Source organism: Rhodothermales bacterium (assembly GCA_034439735.1).
Lineage (GTDB): Bacteria > Bacteroidota > Rhodothermia > Rhodothermales > JAHQVL01 > JAWKNW01.
On sequence record JAWXAX010000151.1, the window covers coordinates 1 to 11244 of the forward strand.

Annotated in this window: 8 protein-coding genes; 4 read left to right on the forward strand and 4 right to left on the reverse strand. The window is 61.7% G+C overall.

Features of this window, described 5'->3' with window-relative positions; genetic code table 11:
- Positions 1-183 precede the first annotated feature (183 nt).
- From SH809_11535 to SH809_11545, 3 genes are all read left to right on the forward strand, one after another.
- Complete coding sequence (locus tag SH809_11535) at positions 184-1191, forward strand: lyase (protein MDZ4700330.1); 1008 nt, start codon at positions 184-186, stop codon at positions 1189-1191.
- A gap of 4 nt (positions 1192-1195) precedes the next feature.
- Positions 1196-1738 carry a choice-of-anchor V domain-containing protein gene (locus SH809_11540; GenBank protein ID MDZ4700331.1) on the forward strand — a complete coding sequence of 181 codons (543 nt, stop codon included), beginning with the start codon at positions 1196-1198 and terminating at the stop codon, positions 1736-1738.
- Between the two features lie 115 nt (positions 1739-1853).
- A complete protein-coding gene (locus SH809_11545) occupies positions 1854-3017 on the forward strand; it encodes a PQQ-dependent sugar dehydrogenase (GenBank protein MDZ4700332.1) in 1164 nt (387 codons plus the stop codon).
- A gap of 64 nt (positions 3018-3081) precedes the next feature.
- On the opposite strand, the gene SH809_11550 is transcribed toward SH809_11545, so the two are convergent.
- The 4 genes from SH809_11550 to SH809_11565 all read right to left on the reverse strand — a co-directional run bounded on the left by SH809_11550 (position 3082) and on the right by SH809_11565 (position 10170).
- Positions 3082-4005: a TIM barrel protein gene (locus SH809_11550; GenBank protein MDZ4700333.1), complete on the reverse strand. Its 924-nt coding sequence runs from the start codon at positions 4003-4005 to the stop codon at positions 3082-3084.
- Positions 4006-4056: 51 nt separating this feature from the next.
- Positions 4057-4818 (reverse strand): ThuA domain-containing protein, encoded by a 762-nt coding sequence (locus SH809_11555; protein ID MDZ4700334.1) that lies wholly within the window; start codon positions 4816-4818, stop codon positions 4057-4059.
- A 154-nt stretch (positions 4819-4972) separates the two neighbouring features.
- Positions 4973-7399 carry a DUF5686 family protein gene (locus SH809_11560; protein ID MDZ4700335.1) on the reverse strand — a complete coding sequence of 809 codons (2427 nt, stop codon included), beginning with the start codon at positions 7397-7399 and terminating at the stop codon, positions 4973-4975.
- A 224-nt stretch (positions 7400-7623) separates the two neighbouring features.
- Positions 7624-10170 (reverse strand): DUF5686 family protein, encoded by a 2547-nt coding sequence (locus SH809_11565; GenBank protein ID MDZ4700336.1) that lies wholly within the window; start codon positions 10168-10170, stop codon positions 7624-7626.
- A 128-nt stretch (positions 10171-10298) separates the two neighbouring features.
- Between SH809_11565 and SH809_11570 the strand changes: the two genes are divergently transcribed.
- Entirely contained in the window at positions 10299-10835 is a 537-nt protein-coding gene (locus SH809_11570; GenBank protein ID MDZ4700337.1) for a hypothetical protein, read from the forward strand.
- Positions 10836-11244: the final 409 nt, after the last annotated feature.

The window sequence follows — 11244 nt, forward strand, 5'->3', positions numbered from 1 at the left end:
GGCCGGTGGAGGGCACGATGTATCGTGTCCCTACGGCCGCGGCGATTATCGTCGGCGAACGGCCGGCTGCGTACTCCGCGGCCGGCCGTTTTTTGTGGCCATCTTTTGCATTCTCTTAATGATTTTCCCGGTTAGTTTACTGATATTCACCATTCCGCAAGTTCATTTCAACCGGTGAACGTCATGATTGCAGCCTTCCTATATGCTTTCCTGGTGATCGTACCTTTCTGGCTGGCCCCGCGGGCCGTGGACGACCCCATCAAAATCAGCGAATGGCGGGTACCCTGGGACGACAGCCGCCCTCGCGATCCGTATGTCGCCCCCGATGGCAAAGTCTGGTTCTGTGGTCAGCGGGGGGACTATATCGCGTATCTGGAGCCGGCCTCCGGCCGTTTCGAGCGCTTTAGCATCCCTGATAATTCTCATCCCCACAACCTGATCGTCGATACCGACGGCATGGTCTGGTATGCGGGCAACACGGCCGCCTACATTGGTAAACTCGACCCTGCGACGGGCGCCGTGACTCAGTACCCGATGCCGGAGTCCGGCGCGCGAGACCCTCACACGTTGGTGTTCGATAACGCCGGCCACATCTGGTTCACCGTTCAAGGTGGCAACTATATCGGACGCCTGGCGAAGACGTCCGGCAAGGTAGACCTCGTGCAGGTGCCCACGAGTCGATCGCGCCCCTACGGCATCAAGATCGACCCGGCGGGCCGGCCGTGGGTCGTGCTGTTCGGCACGCACAAAATTGCTACGGTGGACCCCGCTACGATGCAGCTCACGGAGGTCGAACTGCCTCGCCCCGAAATCAGGCCCCGCCGCATTGAGATTACGCCGGACGGGCACATCTGGTATGTCGATTACGCCGGCGGGATGCTTGGGCGGATGCACCCCGAAACCCATGAGGTGAAAGAATGGCCGCTTCCGGGAGGCAAAGGGGCCCAACCATACGGCACCGCAATGGACGACCAGGGCCGCGTCTGGGTGGTCGAAACCGGCATGCAGCCCAACCGATTCGTTGGCTTCGACCCATCGAGCGAGTCCTTTTTCAGCACGACGGAGGTCGAAAGCGGCGGCGGCACCATCCGCCATATGTATTTCGAGCCCACGAAGCGCGAGATCTGGTTCGGGACGGACACGAATTACATCGGCCGGGCGCAGGTGCACGTCATCAATCGAGAAAGTTAATCGTATGCCACTGCGCTACCTCGCTTTTGTCGTGGTGCTGCTCGCGGTAGGGCCGGCCTTCCTGGACGGCCCTCCGCTGGCCCACACCGGCGGTTTTGGTGAGCCGACCTGCCTGGCCTGCCACTTCGACGGCGATCTCAACGATCCCTCGGGCAGCCTTCTGATCCAGGGACTGCCCGAGCGGTATCACGCTGGCGAGACGTACCTGATCGAAATCATCCTGATCAAGCCCGGGATGAAACATGCCGGCTTCCAGGCCACGCTGCGCGATGCGTCTACGGGAGAACAGGCCGGCGCCTGGATCGATCTGCCTGATGGGATCAAGGTCGAGGCCTCGGAAGAGCGTGTGGTGTATGCCATGCATACACGGGCCGGCGCGGCCTCCGCCCAGGGCGATACGGCGCGCTGGCAACTACGCTGGAAAGCGCCCGAGAGCGCGCCAGAACAAGTGATTCTGCATGTCGCCGGCAACGCCGCCGACGGCGACGAATCGCCGTTTGGCGATGCGATCTACGCCGGCACGCACGTATTCACCCCGATGCATTAACCGCGCAATATACCCGTTTATTGTGTTTATTCGGCACAATCGCTATTGTTCTCAGATCCATTCAATCGGCGGAAATACGGTTCGCCGTACCGTCCATAGCTCCTAGACACTACCCATGAAACGATCCATCCTTTTCTGTCTTGCCCTGGGATTTCTCCATTCCGTGGCCTCCCCGACCTTCGGCCAGGCCCCTGTGATGCGCTCCGCGCAGTACGACTATCGCGTTGAAACGGTGGCGGATGGGCTCCAGCATCCCTGGGCGGTCGCCTTTTTACCCGGTGGCGACCTCCTGATCACGGAGCGCCCGGGCCGGCTGCGTGTCGTCCGGAACGGTCAACTCCTGGCAACACCCATCGCCGGCATGCCGACGGTTCATGCCGAAGGCCAGGGCGGCTTGATGGACGTGGTCCCTCATCCCGATTTCGCCACCAACCGCCTCGTCTACATCAGCTACAGCAAGCCGATGGGCGGCGAGGCCGGCGCGACGACGGCGATCATCCGTGGCCGGCTTGAAAACGATCAACTCGCGAATGTAGAAGAGCTGTTCGTGGCAGACTCAAAGGGCAGCGGCCACTACGGCTCGCGCATCGCGTTTGACGGCAACGGCTACATGTTTATCTCGATCGGCGACCGGCAGGTGCCTCCCACGGGCGACCTGCTTGCTCACCCGGCGCAGGACCTCACCAATCACCACGGCAAGATCATCCGACTGCAGGATGACGGGCAGGTGCCGGCGGACAATCCATTCGTCAACCAGGCAGGCGCGCGGCCGGAGATCTGGTCGTACGGGCATCGGAACGTCCAGGGTCTCGCCATTCACCCGGAAACCGGCGATGTGTGGGCCAACGAACACGGACCGCAGGGTGGGGATGAACTGAACCTCATTCAAGCGGGCAAAAACTACGGCTGGCCAGTCGTCGGATTCGGGGTCAACTACCGCACTGGCGCCGCCATCCACGAGGGCACGATGCGCGAAGGGATGGAGTCCCCGACTCATGTCTGGGTGCCGTCGATCGGGATTTCGGGGATGATGATCTACTCCGGCGACCGCTTCCCTGAGTGGAAAGGCAGCATTTTCTCGGGCGGACTGTCCGGCGAACAGGTCGCCCGCGTCACGATGGACGGTCAGAAATCCATCATGGAAGAAACGCTGCACCTCGGCCGCGGTCGCGTGCGCGACGTACGACAGGGCCCTGACGGCTATATCTATCTGGCGATCGACGACCGCCAGGGTGGACTAACATCCGTGGTACGTCTGGAGCCGGTGGAGGCGCAGTAATGTCAGCGCCAGGGAGAGACCTTTGGGGTCTTCGAGACCCCAAAGGTCTGCCCGCGCGGCGTCGTTACACCTGAACCGACTTCAGGTACGCGATGCTCCGCTTCAAGCCATCCAGAGGCTCGCTGGTCTCGATTTCCACGATGAAACCGTGGTCGGTGATGGGGCTCTTCATGGCCGCCTTCAGCAGCGCGGACCAGTCGATCATGCCCTCGCCGCAGGGCACGATGCTGCCGATGCGGCCGGGGCGTTCCGCCTTCATCTTCGGGTCGTAGTCGTGCATGTGTAGCGAGGAGTACCGGCCGGCGTATTTCTCCAGGTAATAGACGATGTCGTATCCGCCAACGATAGAGGCGAGCTGGAACTGCATCGTCACCATGTCGGGATCGAGCGCCTCCATAATGTGCTCGTACTGGGGCTTGCCGGACACCATTGGCCCGACGGCGTGGTTGTGGTACCCCAGTCGCAGGCCGGCCGCCTGCACCGCCACGGCGGCCTTGTTGCATTTCTCCCCCCAGCGCATGAAGTCGTCCGCCGTCCCCTGGTCGTTTATGCCGGAGCCGGACATGATGATGTCCGACAGGCCCATCCGCGCCGCGTAGTCGGCCGTTTCGGCCGGGTCTTTTTCGAGGATCTCGCGGGCCTGGAAGTGGCTGGTGTGGCAGAACAGCCCGGTATCCTCGATTTGTTTCTTGATATCTTCGGGCTTGAGGGGGGTCAGGTTGCCGAAGCCGGCCTTGTCGTAACTCAGCGGCGAGCACATCTCTACGCCGTCGTACCCCAGGGCCTTGACGCTGCGGAGGGTGCCTTGAAAGTCGACCTCGATCTCCTTCCGCATGCCGTAGGACTGAAAGCTGATCGGCCGACCAAAAGCGGGGCTTGTTTTCGCGGGCACCGGATGCCCCTTAGCCGCGTGGCCTACGGCAGCGCCAGCCGCCAGGACGCCGGCGGTGGTGGTCCCTAAGAACTCTCTACGATTTAGCGTCTTCATCGGTTATACGTGGTTTGGTGGTGGAAGCAAGTACATGGCGACTGCCTGTGGTTACTCTGCAAGCAACCAGGTCATGATGTTCTCGATCGCCCGTTTTATCATCGGATGGTTCTGTGTTTCCGTATTGTGCCCGGGAATGAGCACGGCCACTTTCCCCTCGCCGTAAGGATGCGCCCACGCCTGCGGCGAACGGCCGTTTTTCTCGGAGTGGCTTTCGAGGTAGACGGACGTCTGGCTCTCGTCCATCTTCACGAGGTACTCCTCGTCGGCCACAACAAACGGGGTGATGCCTTCGGCGAGTTCGGGCATCTTGCCCGTAGGCGAGACGGTGTTTTCGATGATCGCCGGATGGCTGATGAAACACGAGCGGGCTACACGGGAGACCCCGTTGCCACATTCGTAATTGCCAAAGCCGTCGTGGTACAGGAAAATGCGCCCGCCGGCATTGACATAGTCCTCGAACTTCTGCTCCTGCGCGGGGGTGAGCCAGTAGCCGCGCTCCGCCGGCTGGGGATGGGTGTCGCGCGTGCGGTAGTAGTCGACGTATTCACGCCCCTCCCGGCTCATGATGATGAGGTCGAAGGTATCGAACTCGTCCCACGGGACATTGTAGTCGATGATGACGACCGCCTCCCACCCCTGTTTGCGAAGTCCGGAGACCAGGATGTTATCCAGTGGAGCGATCCGGTGGCAACAATCGCCGAAGATGGCGAGCACCCGTTTTTTGTCGGTGTCCTGCGCCTGTGTATCCATCGCGATACTCAGCGCGACCACGAGTAGACTAACTCCAAGAATTGAACGACCAGCAACCATGAGGATATCCTGATTGTGTACAGTTACCAGGCAGGACGGCATGTGCCGGCCCGAGCGAAACCGCTTCCACAAACATAGGATTCGCCCCGTACCTTCGCAAGAGGATCGCCGATTCCCCATAAATAACGCCATAGTACGCCTTTGCCCGGTGCGGTCAATACCGCTTCACGAATCCGACGCCGACAAAGACCTTACCCGTCACCCCGTTCCTCGTCAGGTCCAGCCGGATCGGATAGTTAAACAGATGGGTCAGGGAGAGGCCCACTTCCCGCTGAACGCCGGCCAGATAGCCGGGATCGGCGAGTCGGTACGGTTGCGCGCCAAAACGATCGCCGCCGAGTTTGCCAAAGGCGCCGTGGACGCTGAGCCCGATGCCGAGCCGCGTCATCCCCCACAGCCCCATCCATTCAAAGACGGCCGTCGAAAAGTCGTGCTCCCAGAACACGCCGGCCATGTCGCGGGCCGCCACGGGGAGGCCGTTTAGTGTCTTAAACGCCCCAAAGCCGGCAAACGGCTGGCGGGCCGTGTCCAGCAGTCCGGCGAACTGGGGCAGCACATCGCCGTCGATCGTTTGGGCGCGGAGGCGGACGTGCAGGGTGTTTGGCCAACGCCGGCGGGGGTACAGCGTCTTGATAGCCAGGTTGCCGGTAGCGCTGTACCGGGTGAATGCCACACCCTCCGGGGCGGTCAACGGGCGTGTGGCCTCCAGGAGGAGCCCGGAATCGAGCGGCCGCATGGACGGTCGTGGTGTTGCGCCGACGGTGAGGGAAACGGTGCCCAGGGTAAACGCCCCATCCAGCACCGGCGGGTTGTCCCTCTGGACATCCCCGAAAAACCAGCCATTATTGTCGCGGGTTCGTTCGACAGACGCATGGTCTTCTTCGCTGAGACGGAACGCAAGGGTCGTTTTCAGCGCCGTGGACGTGACGCCAATCTCACCGAAAAACGCCCTACGCTCGTAGTAGTCGAAATAATCCTCCCACCCCACATAGGTCGTCAGGGCATTAAAAAACGGGGAGTACGAGCCACTGCCGGCCGCCGGCGGACGCCGGCGCTCGACCCCGGCCTTGAGATACCCGGAGCGAGGAAAATAGGCCACACCCGAGTCCCCGAAGCGGTACGTCAGCGCCGCTCCATAGGCCGGCGCCTTGAGGGCGAGGCCGTAGCCGGCGTCGGCCGCGATGCGCAGGCGGCTTCCGATGGCCACCTCTCGTTTGAGGCCCAGAAAAAACCCATCCACGCGGTTGTACCCGAGTTGGACGCCCTCGTAGAACTGGCCCAGCAGCATCTCACCCGGGCTCTTCTCCTCCTCGGGAACGGCGGAGGGCAGTTCCTCCGCCAGCGAAAGCGCCGCATACTGAGCGAGCAGGCCCCCTGGCCGGAAGGCGCGGTCGAGCGTCATCCGTGGATCCATGTCGGATACTTCCTCCAGCTCCGCCGGCGTCATCGGGACAAGGCCGGGATTCCAGCGGAACAGGTGCTCCTGGCGGTGCGCATACGGGAGTATGGAGAGGATCTCCTCGCGTGCGAAGAGGGAATCGGGTACGGGGGCGTCGACGGCGTGGAAGGACAGGCGGCTCACCTGGGTAAATCGTGCCGTTGGGTAGGCGACCCCCACCCGTCCAAACTCGACGCGGCCCCGCGCCTGGAAGTCCAGCGGCAACCAGACGGAGTCGCCAAACGGAGCGAAGCGCTGCTCGTATAGGGCATCCCACGCCTTGATGGGCTCGGGCTGGGTGAGTTCGGGGTCGGGCCGGAGGATGGTTTCGAGGAGGACATAGGTTTCGTCCTGCACGGCGGCGTAGCCGACGAAGGCGGTCTGAAGCCTGTTTTTCGGCGCAAAATAGATGTCGTACACCGTTCGACCGTCCTGCACCCGATACCCACCGAGGGTGAAGGTGTAGACATCCAGGGCATCCGGATGGGTGGGTCCGACGAGTTGGAAGCCGGCGATCTCGACGATGTCGTCGTAGAAGTTCGGCACGTATGAGGCGGAGGCGAAGCGGAAGGTCTCGCTGCCGGCAGGCCGGCGCCGGCGGGCCTGGACAAGTTGGCGGATGGCGTTGCCGCGACTGAAATACCGGGCGATCTGCTCCTCGACCTGCACCAGCCGATCTTCGCTATACAGCATAAACCGCGTGTAGGCTTCGGCGCTGTAGGTGGCCGATCGTTCGCGCTGCAAGGCTTTGCGGGCGATCACCTTGCGCATGATGTTGTAGGCCGGGTCCTCATCCGTGACCGCCAGCTCGCCCAGCTGGTAGGCTACCGGCTCCAGGGCCAGATCCAGAGGATCCGGCGTATCGACATCGACCACCACCCGGCGCGACTCGTACCCGATATGGCGGATTTCGAGGGTCGCCGGCAGGCTCACGACCTGGAGCTCGAAGTAGCCAACGGCATTGGCGATGGTACCCTGCCCGCCGCCGGCCTGGATAAAAATGGTGGCTGACGGCAGCGTCTCCTGCGTGGAAGCATCACGAACGGTGCCTGTCACAAGGCGCTGTGCCTGTACGGGGAGGGCGAGTAGGAAGAGGAGGCACAGTGCAAGGAGGTCTCCTATACATCGGAATCCGGTCATCATAAACCCTTCCCCAGATTCCCGGGGTTTTCTTTTGCCATCTCAGTACCATCATCCCCCGGTCAAAGCCGGGGGCAGGCTCCCGCCCCCGATCGGGGATCCATGGAAGGCTTGAGAATATCTCCCATGTGGTTCCAAGAGGGGTTTCTGCATTATTGAAAGCTTGTATGGATCCCCGTTTTACTTCGTGAGTCGCTTCGCTCGTTTCGCGAGGATGACGAAATGGGTCAAAACAACCTCGCGGCGCCGAGGCCGATGGTGAAGCCTGGTTTATCGAGACGGAAAGCAGCATCGAGGCGGAATAACGAGAAGAGGCCACTCAGGGAGAGGCCAACTTCATGGTGATCATTGGCGCCATACATCGGACCATAAGCGAAAACCGTAGTCGCTTCTTCTCCCCAGGTTTTGCCGTGGCCGCCGAAGACGATGATGCCGTAGCCTTTGCGGGCGACATCATGCCAGCCGAGCATCTCGAAGAACACGGTTCGGAAGTTATGCTCCCAGAACAGGGCCGCGCCCGAGGGAGCCATGTAGGGCCGGCCCGGCAGGGTTTTGAAACGCCCGAAGGGCGAGACGACGCCCATGCGGGAGTCGAGCGCGCCATAGGTCCACAGCGGCGTATCGCCGCGGGTGGTGAAGGCGACGGTGCGAAGGTGGAGACGGTTCGAGAGGATGCGGCGCTGGAAGAAGGTGGGTAGCTGCCACTCGGCATCCAGCCAGTACCGCGCATAGTCGAGCTGGCTGTCCAGGAATCCCGGCTGGCTCCATTCGACGCCGAGTTCCACGGATCGCCGGCCGGTGACGCCAAACGTCTGGTCGTCGTCGCCATACCGGATGGTGGACCACAACGCGGAACGGGCACTTGCGGCCCCCGGGCCAGCGTCGATCAACAGGACATTCGGGTTTTCAGGGAGCCCGCGGTCGTACCCGAAGAGGTTAAAATCGACCGCCTTTGTGAGTCGGCGAAGGTTCATCGCCGTGAGGCCGGCGGAGAAGGCGAGGTCCTGAGCGGGTTTCCGAGTTGTGAGGGAGAGCTCGAAGCCGTCGCGGCGGTAGTAGTCGTAATAATCATGCCCGCCGAGCAGCATGACGAGACCGTTGGCCGTGAGCGCGAGGGGCTCCGCGCCCTGGACGGTGGTTGTGCCGTGGATGTAGTCTGCATGCAGCGCCGTCTCCTTCACCACCACCGAAAGTCCGCCACGGTAGCTTACCAGCCCTTCCCCTCCCTCCGGGCTGGCCGTGCCGTATCCCGCGCCGGCGCGTATCGTGACGGTTCTCGCGAGGGTGCGCTCCAGCAGTGCGCCGGCGTAGACGCCTTCGGCGCGGTTATAATGGAGGGCCGGCTTAAAGGCAATCCCGAGGCCTTTCCGACCCTTGCCATCACCTCCCTCGCCACCGTCCTTGTCCTCATCATCATCCTTAATAAACCGCGCCATGGCGCCGGTTGGCTTGTAGGCTTTTTCCAGCGTCATCGTGCTGTCGATCGTGTCGTAGGCGGCGGCTTCGGCGCGGGTGAGGGGGACGATAGAGGCCCCGATACCGGTCGAGTCGGTTGCGGCGTCCGTTGCCGGGGTGGCCCCTCCACTCGCTACATTGACGCGAACGACCCCGAGGTCGAGCAGGTTGGAGGTCTGCACCGACGCCGAGTCTACCACGACTTCTTTCTCGCCGCCAAAGAGCGAGTCCGGTGTAGCCACGTTGGTCGCATAGTTCGTGAGGCGGGTGACCTGGTTGATCTCGATCGTGGGGAGGGCCAGGAGCCGCATCATCGCGATATCAAGGAGGATGCGCGCGCGGAGGTCGACCGGCAGCCAGAACGCGCCATCGAAATCGGCGAATTGCTGCGAGTAGGTGATCTTCAGGTTCTGGATAGGCGGCGGGAAAAGAAACGACTCGCCGGGGGTGAGTTCGACATCGAGCATGGCGAAGACGCCATCGAGCACCGAAAGCCGGCCGACGAACGCCGTCTTGAGCCGGTTTCGGGGCTCGACCTTGATGTCGAACACCGTGTCGTCGCCCTGTCGCCAGCTGCCGACGAGGGTGAAGGTGTAGTGGCGGAAGGCGTCGGGATGGGTGACACCCGGGAAGTCGTAGCCGGCGATGTCCAGGTTATCGTCGTAGAAGTTGGCCATGAAGCGGGCGGCCGGCAGGTACTGGTCGATCTGCATATTATTCGTCTGCCGGTTCGCCATCACGATCTCCCGCATGCCCCCGTCGCGTCGCCAGTAGGCCTTCGAGACCGATTCGACGACCGAGACGATGCCCGTGTCGTTGCGCATCGTGAACCGGTTGTAGGCGTCGGCGCCATAGGTTTCCAACTCGGCCCGCCACACCTGTTTGCGGCGGATGACTTCGCGCATGATACGGACGGCCGGGTCCTCGGCACCCGACACGACCACTTCTTCCAGTTGGTACACCATGGGGCGCAGAGCAAGCCGGATGTTGTCCGCCTGGGCGACGCGGCTGCGGGCCGGCGCATAGCCGATATACCGCACGACGAGATCAACCGGCAGGCTGTCCGCCTCGATCGTAAACAGCCCTTCCGCATTACTGATCGTGCCGCGCAGCGTGCCTTCGATCTGGATGCTGGCCGCTGGCAGGGTCTCCCCGGTTTGTGTATCCACAACCACCCCGTGGAGCAAGACCTGCGCATTTGCGGCCGATGTCACCAAAACGAGGATCATCCCAAGCGCCATCACGCGCCCGAGGGCGTCCGAAGTACGGCACGCGGGGAGCTCCCGAGGCGTGCCTGTAGATGGTAAGGAGTCTATCATTTTTACGTTCATGAGTGGGCGGCGCAGCGAAAAATTTATCTCCGGAGGCTGGCCATATTCATCGAACTTTTCACATACTACATAGTCTGCAATAGAGTACGCGCCCAGCACCTCAATTCCACAGCGCCATGCCGCACTGGTACGAAGTCTTCGACAACGACCGGGTACAACTGCTCACCCGGAAACAAGCCACGAAGCTGGTGCGCATCCTGATCGCCGCCTTCGTCCTTACGAGCGCGACGATCGTGGTCGGCTTCAACTATAAACCGATCTTCCTGCTCATTATTGTCTCCGTGCTGGTTATCTGGTTCGTCGCGTTCTGGTGGATCACGTCCCGGTTGCGCATGCTGCGTAGGGTTGTGTGGTGTGTGAAGCTGTCGGATCGCAAAATTGAGGCGTACGATTATACGCGGAAGAAGATCACGATGGACTGGACGGAGGTGGAGAGGGTGGAAATTACGAAGGACGGCCTGGTGATGGCCGGCCCTGATTTTTGCGCCTTTGAGATTCCCCAGCTCTTCACGGATTTCGCGGCGCTCAGTCATCGAATCATCTACTGTGCGGAGCTCTACGACGTCCCCGTGTACGTGGATGGCCAGTCGTGGCAATCGATTGACGTCTACGAGTTATACCCGTTCCTTGCGGAGGGGACTTCGTCGGAGTGAAGGGTTCAAGGTTTAAAGTTTAATACTTTGGACATTTTTTGGAGCTAAACCGTGCCTGACGGGATGGGGAGAGGAGGAGCGAATCGATACCGGGCAGATGCGTCAAACGACGCTCCGCCATCTCTGCCTGAATTTTCGCAAACTCGGCTCTCGGGTCGAGTGGCAAAAAAATGATCTACGGTGACGCCGGGCTTTACTCCTCCCCGTATCACGTACCGGGCAGGCTCTCGATCCGAGGAGGGGCAAATCCCGTCGGCGCGTAGCGGTGACGGGATGGGGAGGAGCAAATGGATGCCGGGCGGATGAGTCAAAAATGTATCCCCAGTCGCTGCCTTTATTTTCTCAAACTCGGCCGTCAGGTCGAGTTGCAAAAAAATGATCCGCGTTGATGCCGGGCAATACTCCTCCC